At 56.9% G+C, this 17,705-nt stretch carries 16 protein-coding genes; 9 read left to right on the top strand and 7 right to left on the bottom strand.

The genetic code is table 11. The annotated features are described in order from the left end of the window. Positions 1-687 precede the first annotated feature (687 nt). The gene (locus ACHUE7_RS08865; RefSeq protein WP_127555048.1) at positions 688-1,017 is read left to right on the top strand and encodes a hypothetical protein; all 330 of its coding nucleotides are present in this window, start codon (positions 688-690) and stop codon (positions 1,015-1,017) included. Here the strand turns inward: ACHUE7_RS08865 and ACHUE7_RS08870 are convergent. Then, positions 1,011-1,646, bottom strand: a complete 636-nt coding sequence (locus tag ACHUE7_RS08870) for a hypothetical protein (protein WP_394169649.1) — start codon at positions 1,644-1,646, stop codon at positions 1,011-1,013. The two genes, ACHUE7_RS08865 and ACHUE7_RS08870, sit on opposite strands and share 7 nt — an antisense overlap. A gap of 350 nt (positions 1,647-1,996) precedes the next feature. On the opposite strand from ACHUE7_RS08870, the gene ACHUE7_RS08875 reads away from it, so the two are divergent. Then, entirely contained in the window at positions 1,997-2,983 is a 987-nt protein-coding gene (locus ACHUE7_RS08875; RefSeq protein WP_394169650.1) for a methyltransferase, read from the top strand. 12 nt (positions 2,984-2,995) lie between these two features. On the opposite strand, the gene ACHUE7_RS08880 is transcribed toward ACHUE7_RS08875, so the two are convergent. From ACHUE7_RS08880 to ACHUE7_RS08900, 5 genes are all read right to left on the bottom strand, one after another. Continuing rightward, positions 2,996-3,709: a winged helix-turn-helix domain-containing protein gene (locus tag ACHUE7_RS08880; RefSeq protein ID WP_394169651.1), complete on the bottom strand. Its 714-nt coding sequence runs from the start codon at positions 3,707-3,709 to the stop codon at positions 2,996-2,998. A 176-nt stretch (positions 3,710-3,885) separates the two neighbouring features. Next, complete coding sequence (upp, locus tag ACHUE7_RS08885; protein WP_348475611.1) at positions 3,886-4,515, bottom strand: uracil phosphoribosyltransferase; 630 nt, start codon at positions 4,513-4,515, stop codon at positions 3,886-3,888. Between the two features lie 556 nt (positions 4,516-5,071). After that, positions 5,072-8,701 (bottom strand): ATP-binding protein, encoded by a 3,630-nt coding sequence (locus ACHUE7_RS08890; protein WP_394169652.1) that lies wholly within the window; start codon positions 8,699-8,701, stop codon positions 5,072-5,074. A gap of 2 nt (positions 8,702-8,703) precedes the next feature. Further along, on the bottom strand, positions 8,704-9,462 hold the full coding sequence (locus ACHUE7_RS08895) for a DUF4194 domain-containing protein (protein WP_394169653.1): 759 nt from the start codon (positions 9,460-9,462) through the stop codon (positions 8,704-8,706). Further along, positions 9,455-10,930 (bottom strand): Wadjet anti-phage system protein JetA family protein, encoded by a 1,476-nt coding sequence (locus tag ACHUE7_RS08900; RefSeq protein ID WP_394169654.1) that lies wholly within the window; start codon positions 10,928-10,930, stop codon positions 9,455-9,457. The genes ACHUE7_RS08895 and ACHUE7_RS08900 overlap by 8 nt, the downstream gene beginning before the upstream one ends. A gap of 488 nt (positions 10,931-11,418) precedes the next feature. Between ACHUE7_RS08900 and bcp the strand changes: the two genes are divergently transcribed. From bcp to ACHUE7_RS08920, 4 genes are all read left to right on the top strand, one after another. Beyond that, on the top strand, positions 11,419-11,895 hold the full coding sequence (gene bcp, locus ACHUE7_RS08905; RefSeq protein ID WP_394169655.1) for a thioredoxin-dependent thiol peroxidase: 477 nt from the start codon (positions 11,419-11,421) through the stop codon (positions 11,893-11,895). 85 nt (positions 11,896-11,980) lie between these two features. Continuing rightward, on the top strand, positions 11,981-12,538 hold the full coding sequence (gene folE / locus ACHUE7_RS08910; RefSeq protein ID WP_127555039.1) for a GTP cyclohydrolase I FolE: 558 nt from the start codon (positions 11,981-11,983) through the stop codon (positions 12,536-12,538). Next, positions 12,535-12,915 (top strand): dihydroneopterin triphosphate 2'-epimerase, encoded by a 381-nt coding sequence (gene folX / locus ACHUE7_RS08915; protein ID WP_127555038.1) that lies wholly within the window; start codon positions 12,535-12,537, stop codon positions 12,913-12,915. Before folE ends, folX begins: the two co-directional genes overlap by 4 nt. A gap of 108 nt (positions 12,916-13,023) precedes the next feature. Further along, a complete protein-coding gene (locus ACHUE7_RS08920) occupies positions 13,024-13,992 on the top strand; it encodes an asparaginase (RefSeq protein WP_394169656.1) in 969 nt (322 codons plus the stop codon). Here ACHUE7_RS08920 and ACHUE7_RS08925 read toward each other — a convergent pair. Further along, the gene (locus tag ACHUE7_RS08925; protein WP_394169657.1) at positions 13,955-14,365 is read right to left on the bottom strand and encodes an SEL1-like repeat protein; all 411 of its coding nucleotides are present in this window, start codon (positions 14,363-14,365) and stop codon (positions 13,955-13,957) included. The two genes, ACHUE7_RS08920 and ACHUE7_RS08925, sit on opposite strands and share 38 nt — an antisense overlap. Before the next feature lie 106 nt (positions 14,366-14,471). Here ACHUE7_RS08925 and ACHUE7_RS08930 point away from each other — a divergent pair, with 106 nt between their 5' ends. From ACHUE7_RS08930 to ACHUE7_RS08940, 3 genes are read left to right on the top strand one after another with little or no spacing between them, the layout of a single operon-like run. Further along, complete coding sequence (locus tag ACHUE7_RS08930) at positions 14,472-14,870, top strand: hypothetical protein (protein ID WP_394169658.1); 399 nt, start codon at positions 14,472-14,474, stop codon at positions 14,868-14,870. Next, positions 14,867-17,239, top strand: a complete 2,373-nt coding sequence (locus ACHUE7_RS08935; protein WP_394169659.1) for an ATP-dependent helicase C-terminal domain-containing protein — start codon at positions 14,867-14,869, stop codon at positions 17,237-17,239. The genes ACHUE7_RS08930 and ACHUE7_RS08935 overlap by 4 nt, the downstream gene beginning before the upstream one ends. An 18-nt stretch (positions 17,240-17,257) precedes the next feature. Further along, on the top strand, positions 17,258-17,662 hold the full coding sequence (locus ACHUE7_RS08940) for a diacylglycerol kinase (protein WP_394169660.1): 405 nt from the start codon (positions 17,258-17,260) through the stop codon (positions 17,660-17,662). Positions 17,663-17,705 lie beyond the last annotated feature (43 nt).

The following is a 17,705-nucleotide window of genomic DNA, read 5'->3' on the forward strand; positions in this document are numbered from 1 at the left end:
TTCCAAAAGAGCAATTCAATAACGCTAATTTAGTCAGATGCCCTTAAAGATGCAAACTATAATTTAACAAAAAGTGATATTAAGAACATTTTTTGCCGCATAATTTCGTAAAACTGCGAAAAACCATTTTAATCAGTCTTAATTTCATCGCCTGCTAATTCGAGAGCCGGTCCAATTTCACCTTTATGGATTGTCAGACTGAAGTATAAATTGAATAACTGACCGCATTATCCGATAAACGTGAAGGTGTTATTCACGGATAAAAACCTAATCGAAACGCCGAAATTTATCGCATTGTCTTCCTTATAATTTGATTTACGCCAACGCCCAGCTTTCCAAGACCCGTCTATTTTCAGCTGATCGCAAACTGCCCTGCGAGAAGATGCCCGGGAGGCCATTCGAAGCTCAGGCCAATCAAAAAAAATAATCAGGCCATCGCTTTTGACATTACTTACTCCCGATAACGGCTCTATAACCCCGCCACAGACTCGAATTTTTCATCATTCCCGGTTAGTTACAAAGATACACAAAGAGTCTGATCAGAACGATCAAGGCCTGCCCTGTGAGCATTCACTCACCCTGAGTTATCGACATCTTGTACACACCCTCTCCCCAGGGTTATGCATTGCCCGATGGTCAGTACCGGCGTAGCTTGACGGACCGTTGAGTTGAAACAGGAGGCTGTCAATGACTGGTTACCATGCCGCGACAGAAGCGCCGGCGCCATCCCTCGTTTTTCTGCGCAGGCATCAGGTCGCCGATATGATCGTCAGCCTGGCTTTTAACGAGTGCGCGCAGCGCCGCATGCCGGAAATGAAAGGCCTGTTGATGGATGCACTGCATGAATTGCCACCGGAATGCTTTATCGCGGATGACTGGTCAGACATTTTGGTTCAGGTCATCCAGGCCTTACTGGCCGAAGAACCTACACTGAATGCGCTATTGATGCCGACGGCATTAAAGGCGGCTATATTTCAGTTGAATCAGCGACTGTGTAAGGCCCATCCGGGTCACTGAACCGGAAATGCGTCCAGTTCATTCAATATCCAGCCCTGCTCCACCGGATCCCATACCAGTTCAGCCGATCCCGGTATGGGCGTTTCTGTACTCGCTTTTATACGGTTAAGGCGTGCGTCGTTATCAAATACCGGAGCCCATACCCACTCGGCGAGGTTATCCACTTGCCAGGTAAAACTGATCCGCGCCTGAGTATCGCCACCGGGTTGCGGGTCGAGCGTTATTTCACCCAGGCGAAGTAGCTCGGACTCGCCATATCGAATGGTCGGCTGCAACACCCCGGCTACCGGTAAATATTGCACGCCTGCCGTATTGCGCGTTACCCACCCCTGAGTGGTTAATTCCCGCTGTTCAGCGACAACGGCTTCACGCTGCAATAAGCCCTCGGCAACCAGAACATCCAGCTGCTGTCGCAACCCTTGTGGGTCGGTATCTAGAATCACATACGGCAGATCGGGCACACTGACGGTCAGTGCCTGCCGGTTCAGGACCGGCTGAATCAACTCGGATGCGAGCAGACGCAATTGTTGGCTGGCGTGGCCGACGGTACCGTAGCCGTGGCCAATAACGGGCATCACACCCAATGCCAGCAAAAAGGCAATGCCCGCTAATTTGCTCAGTTTGACCATGTATCCACCCTGTTATGACACAACCGGCAATGGTGCGCCCTGCGAAATATGTCGGTTGGTAGTTAAAAAGCTTAAGTTTAGAACGCATTAATTCTATATAAAGCCAGCGAAACCTGATGCAGTCACTATACTTCTAATACTGTTGGTAGCAGCAGTATGGTGACTACTCCTATGTGGGCCCAGCCCCATGTTTATACGGACATCTTCCCCGGTGTCCGTTTTTTTACGCCTACCTTGTGCGACCAACATAGCAATCTCCGCGCCCTTCACCAATCAAACCGACCGTCAATGAGCCTGTCCCTGGCTATCACTAGTTTGCTAAACTCTGCGTTTTTAAGGACCGATCACTTATGCAACCAAGCTGGCAACTGCTTGAACGTCACCAGACTCACTTCTCAGCGCTCAACATTCTCTGGCTGGATGCGCCTGAAGGCAACGGACTGATCAAAACGACCGATCAGGCAGTTTGTCTGGACCGCAGTGTGTTCAACACACCCGGGTTGAATACCTTGGCGGCCGACGATGACTGGCCGGCACAGACAAATGGGATTGTTCTGTTCTATCCCAAAGCCAAGGAACGCCTGGCCTGGTGGCTGCACCGGATCGTCAGTTTCGTGCAGCAGCATCCTCATTGTCAGGTCTGGGTGGTCGGTGAGAACAAGGGTGGCATAAAAAGCCTGCCCAAGCGCGTACTCGACTGGGCGGAAACCGAAAAATGGGACAGCGCCCGGCATTGCGTGCTGCATCAATTGCACATCGCACCCGAGGCCACCTTGCCAGAGGCGCCTAACTGGACTGAATTTGACTATCAGGGCCAGCTGTTGCAAGCCGCTCCCGGGGTATTCAGCCAAAACCGCCTCGACAAAGGCACCGACTTATTGCTGAGTGTTCTGCCCGTCATGAAGGGCCACTGTCTGGATTTTGGCTGTGGCAGCGGTGTCATTGCCCAGGCGTTGCTGGGACGCTCTGAGCATGTCACCGTCACGGCCCTGGATATCGACTGGCTGGCGGTTCGTTCTACCGAGCAAAACCTGGCCAGGGTGGCGACCGACGATCGCTACCGGGTGGTTTGGTCGGATGGGCTGGCACAACTGGATCGCACCCGCTTCAACGCCATCATCACCAACCCACCCTTCCATACCGGCATTCGCACGCACTACGAAGCCAGTGAAGCGTTATTCAGGGCCAGTGCCGACTGGCTGGTATCCGGTGGTACCCTCTGGTGGGTTGCCAACGAGTTTCTGGATTACCAGTCGTGCTTGCCAGCGACGGTAGGAATGGTTGAAGAGATGGCCCACGGGCGCGGGTTCAAGGTGTACCGGGCGAAACGCAAGTAGCCTGGCGCCGGGTCAGTGCTTGAACACCTCCCCCACAAACAAATAGCCTTTGCTACGCACTGTTTTGATGCGACGGGGGTGTTCCGGATCATCCCCGACTTTGGGGCGAATGCGCGATACGCGCACGTCTACCGACCGGTCCTGACCGTCGTATTCAATGCCACGCAAGCGGTTGAATATTTCTTCACGCGTTAGAATCTGCCCCGCGTGACTGGACAGCAGCCACAGCAAGTCGAACTCGGCACTGGTCAGGTCGATGGTGGAGCTGCCCAGCCAGGCTTCACGCATGGTGTTGTCGATGATCAGGTCGCCGAACTGAAGTCGCTCGGTCTTGGCGGGTATCTCGGCTGCACGGGCACGATCCGAGCGCCGCATCAGGGCCTGGCAACGCGCCAGAATAAGCCGATGTGAGGCCGACTTTAACAGGTAATCATCGGCACCCAGGTCAAGCCCCAGTACCTGATCGAGTTCATCCGCCGTGTCGTTTAACAGGATAATGCCGCCTTTGAACTCCTTGCGGCTCAGCTTGCACACAGTGAGGCCGCTATCCCCATGCAAATCGACTTCGATCAGCACCACACTGGGCTGCTCGTCCCGTATACGGCGCAAGGCGACAGATGAATCGGATTCCACATCAACATCGTATTCATTGCTCGCAAGGTAATCCCTCAGCTTGCGCGCATAGTCGAGATTGTCGTCAACAATTAACAAACGCTGTTTTTGCATGATTTTAGCCCGGTATCCCACAGCACTGACTCCGTCAGGCTGATATTAGGTGCCAGCCTCGTCCGGTGCCTTCAACTGCCTCCGGCGAGGACTCGGCCTGTCACTCCCCCTACTTTAGACTCTATTTCCAGTTTTGCAGCAAATTAAATGGTCATCACTGGTTTGGCAAGCCGTTCTCAGCGCGTCCCGAATATCTTGTCACCCGCGTCGCCCAAGCCAGGAATAATATAGCCCTGATCGTTCAGGCGGTCATCTACCGAGGCCACATAGAGATCGATATCCGGATGAACCTTCAACACGGCCTCGATACCTTCCGGGGCGGCGACCAGGAACAGGCCCATAATCCGCTTGCACCCTTTGGCTTTCAATAATTCAATCGTGGCAATCAGAGTGCCCCCGGTTGCTAGCATGGGGTCAACAATCAATGCTGTCCGGTCTTCGACATCTTCGATGACCTTATCGAAATACGGCACCGGTTCCAGCGTTTCTTCATCCCGGTATAACCCGACAACACTGACCTTGGCATTGGGAATAAGCTGCATTACGCCATCGAGCATGCCAAGCCCGGCCCGCAAAATGGGCACCACGGTAATCTTTTTACCCTTAATCCGCTGCACCTTCAGGGGCGCCCCGGTCCAGCTTTCGATTTCGACGGTTTCGGTTTCAAGCTCCCGCCCCGCTTCATAGGTCAGCAAATTGCCAACCTCACCAGCCAGTTCCCGGAAATGCTTGGTACTGATGCCCGCTTCGCGCATCAAACCCAGTTTATGCTGAATCAGTGGGTGTGTAATTTCATGTATTGCCATTTATATTTCCTTAGCCGCCTATTGCTGCAACCCGTTAAACCGCTGAACTGTATAGTAGTCAAACTTCGGAGTTCAAATTGGCTGCATAGCCTTGAACCCGCGCCGGATAGCAGGGCTGCTCCTGCGGGGGCGCTGTGAATACGTCCATGTAAGCTTAACTTCGGCATCCATGCCTCAGATACCCCCGCAGAAGCAGCCCTGCCACCCGTCGCTAGTCTATTGCAAACCTCGAAACTCAAGTAAGCAGTATGGCAGATCCAACCGATTGGGCGCCGTAGTTTGTTGCCTCAGGTTTCGGCTCCCACAGGGCGAGCGACGGATGCCGGTGATGCCTTTGCGGGGAAGCCCGCAGCAGGGACTAAAACGCCAGGAGCGTTTTAGCATGAGCGCAGCGAGCCCGAAGGGTGAATCCCATGGATGGGATTCATATCCTGCGGTCTAGGCCCGAGACGTCGGACCGCCATGGACAGATTCGCGCCGACCCCGCAAAGGCATCACCGGTGTCCGTCGCGGGCGATAGCCACTTGGGAAACCTTAACTCCGAAACTTGCCTTATTTATTCAATATCTGCCATGAAATCCAGTTCGGCCTGTTGCCGAATCACCTTGCGGTGGTTCGCCCAGAGTGTCCGGATTTTATCCTGATTGCATTTTTGCCGGTCGACCAGAACGCGGGTGTTCAATTGCCCGACCCGATTGCCCTGGGCCAGCGGTACCTTGGAGAATACAAACTGATTGGAAATCATGTCCATAAAGGGGCCGGATTTACTGGTCGGCATGATGAACAATAATTGCAATCCGAGTGATTCTGTCAGGTAGCGGATGACCTCTTTGGACCGGGTTTCATCCATTTTGGAGAAGGCTTCATCCACCAGTACCATGCGCAGGTGCGAATCACCTTCGTTAAAGCGGAAGGCCGAGGTGATCGCCGCCGAACGTATAATATAGGCCGGGGTTTCCAGCTGACCGCCCGAGCCGGTGCCATACTGGCTCAGCGCGATCGGTTGCTTGCCTTCTGGCTGCTTATAGATTTCGTAATTGCGGTAATTACGGTAATCGGATATTCGCTCCAGCTCGCGCAGGGCCCGTTGCTCATCGTCATCGAGCAACATCTCCATCAACTGGTCGCGGACCTGGGCTGAACGAGTGCTCAATTCGGTATCGAACAGGGTTTGTCCTTCGCCGAGCGACGGGCTTTTGATTACTTCATCGAAGAAATGCCAGTACTCCCGGTATTCCGGCACCCAGTCCCAATCGAACCAGTAACGTTCGCGGTCGGCGCCAAACCGGTGGTGTTCAAGCTCGGCGTTCAGATCTTCCAGTACCCGCTTACCATCATTGATCGATTGATAAATGGCGTGGCACAAGTTGGTGACAAAGGCATTGTTGAAGCTGTCTTTGAGCGCACCCAGGTTGTCGACTTTTTCGACCAGAATGTTGTTCTTCAGGCGGTTATGCACCTGATCGACCTGGCGGCGAAGCGACACGATGCCCTTGAAGAAATCGGCGCTGTGCAATTCGCTGTAGTTCAGGTCCAGTGCGATGGCATCCTGTGGCTGACAATCCTGGTTGTGATCCTTAAGCAACTGTTCCAATTCGTGTGCGCGGGCATTGAGCTCACTTTCCAGCGATTTGCGCAGGTTTTCCTGGGTATCGGCATCGGCGGTCTCGGCCGCTGCATCGGCTTCTTCGAGCCGTGCTTCGACATCGAATTCAGGCCACACACTGACCAGATCGCGCAGGTAATTTTCCTTGCGCTCGCTGTGCAATTCCGTGGTTTCCTGCTGATCACTGAGGGCCTTGCACTGGCGCGACAGGGTCTCGATGCGCTCGCCCAAACTGCCCTTGCGTTCGATCAATTCACGAATGCGCGCATCCAGTGCTTTCAGCTGTTCACTGACTTCTCGGTATTCGTCCTCCAGGCCCTGGGCGTCGCTCAGATCCAGTGAGGCCAGCGCCTGCTCGGCCATGCGCAAGGCGCGCTGGGCTTCGAGCATGTCACGCATTAAATCGGCATGGTTCAGATGCGCCAGTTGGTTCACCGCCTGGTAGAGCGCGCTGACTTCCTGCACCTGGGTTTGCCAGTCGTTGGCCTGCTGAGCCAGGGTCATCAGTTCGTCTTTCTTGGCGGCCATAGCGCGCTCGCGCGCACCCTGCCCGAACACCAGGTCCGAGACAGGCATGTCACAGCGGTACATCGCGTAGGCGCCGCTGCCGAGGCCCTGATGCGTCACCCCGCGACGGGTCTTTTTCAACGCCTCGGCGTCTTCGCATTGCTCAACCAGGCCGTAGCTTGCGGTTAAGTAGGCGCGCGCTACGGAATGATCGAATTCCATCAGGTGCACCACCGAATTGGCGGGCAAGGTGACCCGCTCGGCATCCTGACGGGCCTTGCTGCCCTGAATGACCCGGGCGCGGTTATCCTTGGGCAGGTTGCGCACAATTTGAATGGCGTCCGCCTCGTATTTGGCTTCTACCAGAATCGCGAAACGGGCACCGCCAATATAACCTTCCAGTGCCGACTGCCATTTCGGGTCGCGAATCTCAACGTGGTCGCACAGCACACGCGGGTCGGCCTGGGGCAGTTCCCGGCGAATCGCTTCCAGCGCGGTGCGCACGTGATAGGGGTAGTTCAGTTGCTGGCCTTCGAGGCTATCGATGTCCTGCTGCTTGCGGCTGATCGACTGGCGGATCTGGGCGAGTTTCTGTTCCCGCCGGTCCTGCACGCGCTGTAACTGATCGCGCAGACTGACACCCGTACTCGACCAGCCATCGCTAAACCAGGCTTCACGCCACTGGTTCATCAGGCTTTGCTGGGCAATGACATCGTCCAGATGCTGCTCCAGCGGCGACAAGTCAATCCAGTCGCGGTTCATCAGACTGCGAAAGTCGACGGGGCTGTCCGACTGTTGCATCACCGACTTGCTCAGTTGCCCGAGTTGTTTGCCAGCCAGCTCCGGAAGCTCGGTCGCCAGGCTGGTTTTCAACAGGCTTTGCTGTATCTGGGCGCTGGCTTTCAGGCTGCGTTGCAGAGCGTCGTCTTGCTTCAACAAGGGGGTTGCCAGTTGCGTCAGGGTTTTCTTGCACTGCTCGGCCTGGGTTTCAAACTTGTCTTTGTCCTGCAGCGCGCCCACGCCCCGACGCTGCGCTTCCAGCGACACCAGCTGCTCGTGTGACTGGTCCCGGCGCTGCTCGGCAACATCCAGATCAGACTGCACGGTATCGCGTTGCTGCAACAGGTTTTGCTGTTCCTGCTTGGCGGTCAGGTAGCGTTTCTGGTCATTCACAAAACGGGATTTAGCAGCGATGTAATCGGCCAGGTTGTAGTCGAGCCACTGGTCGATGTAGCGGTCACTGTGGGCCCGCGACGTGGTCAGGCGGTCGATGGTATTTTTCAGTCGGTTGGCTTCGGCTTCCATGCCGCTGATGGTTTTCATCAGGTCGGACACAGTGCGAATGGCTTCTCCCAAATCCTTCTGTTCTAGAATTTCCTGGGCTACAAAGGCGTTGATGCCTTTCACTGGTTTGTAGGCCATAAACCGGGAGAAAGCGCGTGCGGCGTTCATCGCTTCGCGTTCACTGACGGCATCGTTACGGCCGCGAATGGCAGCGTAAAAACGGCGCAGATATTGTTTTTTAGTGTCGTACTTTTCTATCGATACGGTCTGGGCTTTTAAGCGGCCAACCAGGGCATCCAGCTTAACCACGCTGCGGCCCGTATCGCCTTCGATGACGAAATCTGACTGGCTCAATTGCTCGCCCGGAGCAATCATATAGCTGATGTCGCCCAGCCGGGCGATCGGCTGACTGCCGGCTTTGTCGAGAAAGGCACTGGCACCGATAATGGCGGTAAAAGGCTCGGCCGGCTCACCCTCTGTGGGGTGAAACACGGCGGCCAGGTAGCCGACGGCACCATCCGGACGCGCGTAGGAGCCGTCATCACAACCCAGCACATAAGAGGCCAGCGTGCGTACCTGTTTGCCGCGGCCGCGCTGCGTCGCCTCGTCTTGCCCCGGGTTGAAATGAAACAGTGTATCGTGCGCGGCGGTCATGATGGTTTGCAGCGCATCGGCGGCGGTGGTTTTGCCGGAACCGTTACCACCACTGAGCAGGTTGATAGGCCCGAAATCGAATTCCAGCAGCGGAATATTGCCCCAGTTTACGTAGATGAATTTTTTTAAAAACATGGTCAGTCCTGTGCAAAAACAGAGGCAGTGGGGTCAGTTACGGTAATGCGATCCGGGTGTTGATCGTTTTCATCTCCGTCGTTTATTTCCGGGTTATTGTCGGCCGCCACCGATGGTTCGGCTGTGTCGGGCAATTCTGTTCCTTCGAGCAAAGCGCCGAGCACGTCATCGGAGACGTAGCTCATGATCATGGGGCGAATGCGCACCCAGAAGTCGCCGCTGTCTAAGGCATCGTCCTGGCTCAGTTGAATCAATCGTAACTGGCGCAGACGCTTGAACAGGTGTTTGCGCTCGGTGACGTTGTCGGGCAGTGACCGCTTCAGCAGATTGCGCAAGGAGATGGTGATGTTTTCCAGCGAGGCCAGCACGCAGCCATTGTCGTCGACCTGGCCTTCACGCAGGGCGCGGTCGTAGAGGCTGCGCAATACCAACACCAGCGCCACTTCCTGTTGATTAAGGCGCACCCGGAACCCCTGGTTGAAGGGCCCTTCGCCGCTATCGTCCAATCCAGGCACTTCGGCGCCGGGTGGGAACAGACGCACGAAGTTGAAGCGGCGATCGTGCTGAATTTGAACCCCGATCAGTTCCAGGTAATCCTGCACCTGCCCTTCCAGACGCAAATAGCGATCGTACAGCTGCTGTTCAATCTGGCTTTCATCCCGACAAATCACCCCATAATCGAGCAACCGAATCAGCAGTTCGCTGTATTCCTGACGACTGAAACCAGCGGTTTCGAGCCGGTGATCGAGATCATCAAACATGGTCTGACTCCTGTTCGGGAACATCGCTCGCGCGCTGGGGCTCGAGCCGGATGCTGAAGTTATCCTGGGATTCAAAGTATTCCGAGGCGACCGAATCACCGGTCCACTCGACGATAAAGCGATAATCGGACGCCAGTGAGCTGGCCGCGCCGACTTCAATGGCGTGCGCCAGGGCCAGCAAATCGTCGGCAGTCTCGACCGGTAGATCGGCAGTGGAGACGGTTTCGCCCCGGCTGAGCTGGTTGATCAGATAGTTGCGAACCCGGTTGTCGTTGATCAGGAAGGCCTGGTCCAGCACCTGCTGTACATAGAGCTCCTTGCGCGCTTCGGTGTCGAAGTCGTCCTGGTTGTCTTCGGTCACGTCCATGGCGAAGTGACGACGGGTTCGGGCGGCGTGCATGCGCACACTCACCGGGTCAATAAAGCCAACCCGGGTGACCGACATAGCGGCACCCGCGCGGGCCAGGCCGGCATCCCGGTCGGCGGCATCCAGCTGGCTCAGGCGCTGGCACACCTTGACCACATCGTTATGTTGCTGGCTGGCCAGGTAGCTGATCTGGCGAATGATGATGTCGGCCCGTTTGGTGAACCCCTGCAGAGCGCGGCGCAGGGCCGGCACCATGATGTCGCTGGCGGCTTTGAGCCGGCTTTCGATGTTGTCGAGCACAGACCAGAGCAGGCTCTGCCCCTCCTGAATCTGGTCGGGCAGCAATTCGCGCAAACGGCGCTCGGCGCGAGCTTTGAAGCTGCGATCCTGAGCGCGAATTTTGCGAATGCAAGTGGCGATGTCGTCGCGGTATTTTTCAACGTTATCGGCGCTGAGCCGTATGGACAGGTCCGGCTGAAAGCGTTTTTCCATGAAGTCGAAGAAGTCCTGACTGACGCGCTGGATCATGACCTGGCTTTCCATTTCCCGCACCAGTGCCCGCTTTCGCTCGTCAAGTTCGGCGATAATATCGGTAAAATCGCTGATAATTCGCTCGGAATACTCCCAGGCGTCGAGCACGTCATACACTTCACCGCGCTCCAGGAAGGCCTGCAAGGCGTTACGGACGTTACGGGTGTTGCGGTGGCGGGTGCGAATCTGGTCCAGATCCCCGGCGACAAACGGCTCGGTAAACTGGCGGCCGCGCCGGCTGAAGTTGAAGGTGCTCTGCAGGGTGGCTTCGTCGACCTGTTTTTCCAGCCAGCCATGCTCGACCAGGGTGTTCAGCGACCAGACGGCCTGATCCCGACTGGTGCGAAACCGCCCTTCCCGGTCACCATCGTCGGTGGCCATCTCCGGCGCCCGCACCAGTGCTCCCTGAAAGGTGTCGACCACATCATCCCGCGACAGGGCATGGCCATAGTCGGCACTGGAGCTGCTGTAGAGTCGCCGGTACAGCTCGGTCAGACATTCAACCAGCTGAGCCCGGTATTTACCGGTCATCGGTCGGAAAAACTGATTGCGTTCATTCTCGAAAAACATAAGAAAATCAATGCGTTGAAGGTGGCCTCACCGGGGCAGTGAGGATACCTTAAATCGGGCGGTTTCGACAGTCACAAACAGGCCCTGGCACCGGAGAAACCGGCCACCGGTTGAACCCCCATACAGCGGCCCTATTATTGACCTTAGGTTTCGTAGTCTATGCTGGCACGCACCCGCACCAACCACCGGGTTCGACTATCCGGGGTCGGGCGGGATGCCGCCCACTCAACCCATCCCTGGGGCCTAGACCGCAGGATATGAATCCCCTCCATGGGATTCACCCTCCGGGCTCGCTGCGGTCATGCTAAAACGCTCCTGGCGTTTTAGTCCCTGCTGCGGACTTCCCCGGATAGTCGAACCCGGTGGCCGGTGCTCGCTAAGCGGTTCACTCTGACATTACGAATTTAGAATCCATAAACTCTGGAAGTCGCGTATTGATTTCCATCTTTTACACTGTTAACCAGTATCCAACTGAAGGAATCGTTTCTATGAGCACTCTCAACCTCCCCAAGACCGGCGCTCCCGCCCCGGAATTCACCACCCTCAACCAAAACGAAGAAACCGTGTCACTCAAGGATTTTCGCGGCAAGAAGGTGATTCTGTATTTTTACCCCAAAGCGATGACCCCCGGCTGCACCACCCAGGCCTGCGGCCTGCGCGATAGCAAGGCAGAGCTGGAAAAACGCAACGCCATCGCCCTGGGCATCAGCCCGGATGCGCCCAAGCGACTGGTCAAATTTATTGAGAAGGAATCCCTGAATTTCGATCTGCTCAGCGATGAAGACCACAGCATTGCCGACAAATTCGGTGTCTGGGGCCTGAAGAAATTCATGGGCCGCGAATTTGATGGCATACACCGCATCACCTTTATCATTGATGAAGAGGGCAACCTGGCCCACGTGATGGAGAAAGTTAAGACCAAGAGCCATCACGATGATGTACTGGCTGTTCTCGACAGCCTTTGAGTCTGGCACCTCGATAACGCACTTCAATCATCCAAGGCCAGCAGACTGTCGTATACTGGCAGTCTGTATTTACTAGAGCGGTTACATGACTGACACCCTACCCAAGCTATACCAAACCCTGATCAACGATCTCGGGGAAGACCCATCCCGCGATGGCCTGCTCGACACGCCGGAACGGGCGGCGAAAGCCATTCGATTTCTGACGGCTGGCTACTCTCTGGATCTCGACACTGTTACCAATGGCGCGGTTTTCACCGCGGATACCGATGAAATGGTCCTGGTGCAGGATATCGAATTCTATTCGCTGTGCGAGCACCATATGCTGCCCTTTTTTGGCAAGGCGCACATTGCTTACATTCCGCAGGGCAAGGTGCTGGGGTTAAGCAAGTTTGCGCGCATTACCGACATGTTTGCGCGCCGGTTGCAGATTCAGGAGCAACTGACCAAGCAGATCGCCAATGCCGTGCTCGAAGTAACCGGTGCGGCCGGTGTCGGTGTGGTTCTGGAAGCGCAGCATCTGTGCATGATGATGCGCGGCGTCGAGAAACAGCAGTCGAAAACCACCACATCGGTGATGCTGGGCAGCTTTCGCAAGTCGCAAAATACACGCAATGAATTTCTTACCTTGCTGGGACGTCGATGATGATTCACGAAAACACTGAAGCCTGTATCCGCATCAAGGATCTGCGCCTGCGCACCTATGTGGGCATTAAAGAAGAAGAAATCAAAAACAAGCAGGACATCCTGCTCAACATCACCATTCGCTTCGACGCCAGCGATGCCATTCACTCGACCGAGATCGAAGACACGTTGAACTACCGGGTGATTACCAAGCAAATCATTGCCTTTGTTGAAGACAACCAGTTCCTGTTGCTCGAGCGCATGACTCACGAAGTCCTGGCGCTGATCATGGAGCACAAGGAAGTCCGCTTCGCTGAGGTGGAAATCGACAAGCCTCACGCCCTGCGGTTTGCCGAGTCGGTATCAATCTCACTTTCCGCCACCCGCCAGGCACAGTAGCCGCCAGGGGGCTGCATTGCATTTGCAAGCCTCTCTGATCAATGGTTTGATAGCGCGTTTTTTTGAGGCAGCACCCCTCACTATCCACTGATCAGAGGCTTGGCAGGCATGGCGCATTACCTAATCATCAACACCGGTGGCACCATCGGTATGGCAGGGACTCCCTCAGGCCTGGCGCCTCAGGCGGGGTTACTGAAATCCACACTGCTCAGTGATGATCGTCTGGCTGCCTGGCAAGAGCACAGCCTGAGCTGGCAGGAATGGCAACCGCTGATCGACTCATCGGACATCCGCCCAGGCCACTGGTATGAGTTGCGCGATCAGATCATCAGTGCAGATTGCGACGGCGTGCTGATTATTCACGGTACCGATACCCTGGCCTACAGTGCCGCCGCGCTGAGTTTTCTGCTGGCCGGATCGGGTAAAACGGTGGTCATTACCGGTGCCATGCGCCCCCTGATACAAGCAAACAGCGATGGTTTTGACAACCTGACCCTGGCGCTCGATGTTCTGACCCGGCAACAGCCCGAAGTGTTTGTCGCATTCAACGGCCGCTGCCTGCCCGCCAGCCGGGTAAGCAAGGTTGATACCGCCGCAGACAGCGCCTTTATGACGCCCAACTGGTCCGACAGTCTCTGGTCTCAACCACCCGGCACCAACAGTTTGGATCTTAACCGGCCCTGGCGTCCCTCGGCGCTGGGCGTTCAAACCCTGTTTCCGGGTATGCCGATGGATGGCCTGATGAGCATGGTCGACCGGAACTACCGCGCCCTGGTGCTGAATACTTACGGCAGCGGCAATGTGATGACCGATTCGGCGCTCGAGCGCATTCTGGAAAAAGCCAGCGATCAGTCCATACCCGTGTTCGTGCGCAGCCAGTGTCTGTTCGGAGAGGTGCACCTGGGCCAGTATGCTGCCAGCAGCCTGCTCAGCAAGGTGGGGGCGGTCGCCTGCGGCAGCATGCCGCTGGAAGCGGTGCTGGCCAAATTGCAGATTCTCTGCTCCCAGTACAACAGTGCCAGCGATGTGGTCGAAGGATTTACTCAGCCCTGGGCGCGGGAGTGGCAGTCTCTGTAAGGTGATCCAGCGCGAGGGGGTGACCGCCCTCGGCAGCCAGTCTCAAATAATGGTCTGCCCGGCTGGCGTCGGCGGCGAAGCCAGGCACATTGCCATCGCGATAACACTGGTGCATTTGCCAGGCGGCTTTGGGCCGGTCGACACTGGCAACGCGGCTTAAATACCGTGCCCCGCTAGCCCTGTGGCCAATATCCGACCCCCGGTGCAGCAGCAGAAAGCCATAAAGCTCCTGAGCGTCGGCCAGGTCCCGGTCGGCGTAATGGCGGAAGCCGCGCATCAGCCGGTCGTGAACCCAGCGGTAACGGGTTAGCCAGCGCTGATGAAAAACCTGTTTCAGGCACCAGAAACCCAGCTGATCACGTCTCATGCTCATTGCTTCCCTCTTGAATGTACCCGGTTAAATGGGGTCGCGCGCAGCGGGTTCAATTGGCCGGCGGCTGCGATATACTGCCCACCCTCACCTTTTCTACGGAGCCTCTATGTCTCTTGGCACCTGGACACCCGATAATACCGCACCCCAACCCCCGACCCGCGACACCCTGATTCAGGCTGCAACGCTTGGGCAGGCTGATGCCGATTTTTTCCCGGCGCAGGCCCCCGATGCCCTGAACGAGCTACACGAGTGGATGAAACAACCCCAATCGCAGTGGCAGCCCGAGCTGGAGCCACTGGAAACCGAAACCCTGATTGCCTTGGTCCGATTTTTTACCCTGGCCGAGCAACACTGGGCTGGCTGGGAGGCGGGTGACAAAAACCCGGCTATCTGGATCTGCAAAACCCTGAAACCCCGGGGGGCCTTCCCCGACGTCGAGCTGACTCGCTGGGTCAAGGCTCACACCGATAACCGTTTTCTGCCCTATGGTAACCCGCTGGCATGAAGCCGGCTCTGCCTGTTGATACCATTCGCGAAGACGTTGTGTCGAACTGGCAAACAGGCGGCTGTCTGGTGCAGTCGCCTCCTGGCTCGGGCAAAACGACCCGCTTGCCATTGTGGCTGCTTGAGGAGACCGGCCAGGAAATCCTGTTACTGCTGCCCCGTCGACTGCCCGTCAAACTGGCCGCGTATCAATTGGCTCGCCAACTGGATGAACCGATTGGCCAGACGGTAGGGATCAGCCTGCGTGATGAGACCCGGCGCGGCGCCTCTACCCGCCTGACGGTTACCACCTATGGCGCTTTCCTGCGCCGCCTCACCCGGGACCCTGAACTGACCGGCGTCAGCACGGTCATTCTGGATGAATTCCATGAACGGCAGCTCGATCAGGATACCTGCCTGACTCTGCTGCACAGCTGCAGAGCGTTGTTCCGGCCCGACCTGAAACTGCTGGTCATGTCGGCTACGCTGGCCATGGATACCCTGCATCAGCGGCTCGCCCTGCCGAAAGTTGAATCGGACGGGCAATTGCACCCGCTGACCTTGCATTACCGGCCCGTTCGGACGAAAGACTGGCTGGGCGAGTTGCTGGGGGTCATCAATGAAGCCCGCCGCCAGTGTAACGACCACATTCTGGTGTTTCTGCCCGGGCTGCGCGACATTGAAAGCGTCAAACAGCGATTGCCGACCGATTGTCTCAGCTGCATTGTCCACAGCCAGGTGAACAACGACGATCTGATCGATCAGCTTCGTTCCAGTAATGCCACCGTGATTCTCAGCACCAACCTGGCGGAAAGCAGCGTAACCCTGCCCGGTGTGCGCTGCGTAGTTGACCTGGGTCGTGAACGCTATGCCCGGGTCGACCCGCACACCGACCTGACGGAGCTGGTCACCCGGCGCATCAGCAAATCCAGTGCAGATCAGCGTGCCGGTCGTGCCGCCCGCGAGGGGCCCGGCCTGTGTTTCCGACTCTGGTCGGAGACCGAACACAATGCCCTGGCGCCCGATCAGCCCGCCGAAATTACCCAGGCCGACCTTAAACCCCTGGTGTTGAATCTTGCTGACTGGGGACTGCAACGCGAGGATGCCTTTTGGCTAACACCTCCCAACCCGGGCCGCTGGCAAGTCGCGCTGAGTCAACTTCACGCCTGGCAGGCCGTCGACACCACTGGCGCGCAACTGACCGATCATGGCCGCACGCTGATCCGTGTCGGGCTTCCCCCGGCGCTGGCACACCTGGTCAGTCTGGCCACCGAGGCTGGACTGGTCAGCGACGCCCTTTGGTTTGCCGCCCTGCTGAGCCTGGAACAGCCTCTGCCTGAGCCGGTGCGAGATGCATTTTCCAGCTTGGTGGCACAGGGCGATGCGCGCCTGAAACAGGAAACCCGGCGACTGGCCCGTTCACTGGGTGTAACGCTCAACAATCAGGCCGACACCCTACCCGATGCCTTGCTGATCAGGGCATTTCCGCAACGCCTGGTCCGGGTAGATTCAGATGGCAACGCCCGACTGGCAGCCGGCCGACAAGTCCGGAGCCGGGAACAGACACCCAAACCCGGCTGGTATCTGCTGTTACACGGCCAAGACCAGGGCGGCAGCATTCTTGCCCATACTTTATGGCCGCTTGATGAAGCAGCCATCATAGACGCATTGCCTGAGACGGAAACCGTTCGTTACCGGCCCGAACAGGACCGGTTTGAAGCCGAGCAACGTCGCGGTGCCTTTGTGATGTCTACCCGGCCCACACGACCGGACGCCCGCCAAAAAGCAGAAGCCTGGCGTCAGTGTTTGATTCAGACACCTGTCAGGCAGTGGCCTGACGCCGAATCTCTCGGTTACTGGATCGATCGCTATCAATTGGTACGCCATCACCTGCCGGATGACTGGCCCGATCTGCCAACTCCGGATGTTCTGGTGCGCTGGGCTGAGCCTTATTTGAGCGCTCTGACGCGTTTGTCGGGGCTCAACACCCCCGAGGTACTCAACGCCTGGCTCGGCTACGACAAGGTGAAGCAATTGCATCGACTGTGCCCGTCACGCTGGACAGCACCCTCCGGCCGGGCGGTTCCGCTGGTCTACGATGCGGATGCCAGCCGTGTGTCTGCTGATCTGAAGTTGCAGGAAGCCTTTGGTTTATCGGAGTCACCCCGGTTGGTTGGCGGCCATTTGACGCTGACACTCAACCTGCAAGCGCCCAACGGCCGAACCCTCGCCAGTGTCATCGATTTGCCACATTTCTGGGCTAGCGTTTACCCTGAAATCCGCAAGGAAATGCGCGGCCGCTATAACAAACACCCCTGGCCAACCGAGCCGATGGCGGCGCCGGCAACACAGGCCACCAACCGCCAACTGGCCAGACAACGCACATCATAACGAGGCTACTTCCACTTTATGGACTCCTATTCGCGCATCAGGGAGCTTCGCAACCTGCCCGCCAGAGGCTTGCAACGCTGGGTCAATGCCACCCGCTACAGCTGGCAGGGGTTGCGCAGCGCGGTCAAGCACGAAGAGGCTTTCCGCCAGGAAACCATCGCTTTGTTCATCGGCCTGCCCGCCGCTCTGTGGATAGCAACCACCCTGTGGCAAGCGGCCATTCTAATCGCGTCTCTTTTGCTGATTATGGTGGTAGAGATGATCAACAGTGCGCTCGAAGCCCTGGTTGACCGGGTCAGTACAGAATTTCACGAATTGTCGGGACGCACCAAGGACATGGGCTCCGCTGCGGTCTTGCTGACGATCTTCATAGCCATGGTTGTCTGGGGCGCCGCCATCTGGCAAAAATGGCTGGCGGGCTGATCCTGTTTACTTCCTATCACTCAACGGGTGAAGCCAGTCGTGG

This window comes from Saccharospirillum alexandrii, assembly GCF_043641555.1.
Lineage (GTDB): Bacteria > Pseudomonadota > Gammaproteobacteria > Pseudomonadales > Natronospirillaceae > Saccharospirillum > Saccharospirillum alexandrii_A.

What these genes read in the sequence shown, in the direction of transcription:
- ACHUE7_RS08865 (WP_127555048.1), top strand. Translation starts at nt 688, where the DNA reads ATGACTGGTTACCATGCCGCGACAGAAGCGCCGGCGCCATCCCTCGTT.
- ACHUE7_RS08870 (WP_394169649.1), bottom strand. Translation starts at nt 1,646, where the DNA reads ATGGTCAAACTGAGCAAATTAGCGGGCATTGCCTTTTTGCTGGCATTG.
- ACHUE7_RS08875 (WP_394169650.1), top strand. Translation starts at nt 1,997, where the DNA reads ATGCAACCAAGCTGGCAACTGCTTGAACGTCACCAGACTCACTTCTCA.
- ACHUE7_RS08880 (WP_394169651.1), bottom strand. Translation starts at nt 3,709, where the DNA reads ATGCAAAAACAGCGTTTGTTAATTGTTGACGACAATCTCGACTATGCG.
- upp (WP_348475611.1), bottom strand. Translation starts at nt 4,515, where the DNA reads ATGGCAATACATGAAATTACACACCCACTGATTCAGCATAAACTGGGT.
- ACHUE7_RS08890 (WP_394169652.1), bottom strand. Translation starts at nt 8,701, where the DNA reads ATGTTTTTAAAAAAATTCATCTACGTAAACTGGGGCAATATTCCGCTG.
- ACHUE7_RS08895 (WP_394169653.1), bottom strand. Translation starts at nt 9,462, where the DNA reads ATGTTTGATGATCTCGATCACCGGCTCGAAACCGCTGGTTTCAGTCGT.
- ACHUE7_RS08900 (WP_394169654.1), bottom strand. Translation starts at nt 10,930, where the DNA reads ATGTTTTTCGAGAATGAACGCAATCAGTTTTTCCGACCGATGACCGGT.
- bcp (WP_394169655.1), top strand. Translation starts at nt 11,419, where the DNA reads ATGAGCACTCTCAACCTCCCCAAGACCGGCGCTCCCGCCCCGGAATTC.
- folE (WP_127555039.1), top strand. Translation starts at nt 11,981, where the DNA reads ATGACTGACACCCTACCCAAGCTATACCAAACCCTGATCAACGATCTC.
- folX (WP_127555038.1), top strand. Translation starts at nt 12,535, where the DNA reads ATGATGATTCACGAAAACACTGAAGCCTGTATCCGCATCAAGGATCTG.
- ACHUE7_RS08920 (WP_394169656.1), top strand. Translation starts at nt 13,024, where the DNA reads ATGGCGCATTACCTAATCATCAACACCGGTGGCACCATCGGTATGGCA.
- ACHUE7_RS08925 (WP_394169657.1), bottom strand. Translation starts at nt 14,365, where the DNA reads ATGAGCATGAGACGTGATCAGCTGGGTTTCTGGTGCCTGAAACAGGTT.
- ACHUE7_RS08930 (WP_394169658.1), top strand. Translation starts at nt 14,472, where the DNA reads ATGTCTCTTGGCACCTGGACACCCGATAATACCGCACCCCAACCCCCG.
- ACHUE7_RS08935 (WP_394169659.1), top strand. Translation starts at nt 14,867, where the DNA reads ATGAAGCCGGCTCTGCCTGTTGATACCATTCGCGAAGACGTTGTGTCG.
- ACHUE7_RS08940 (WP_394169660.1), top strand. Translation starts at nt 17,258, where the DNA reads ATGGACTCCTATTCGCGCATCAGGGAGCTTCGCAACCTGCCCGCCAGA.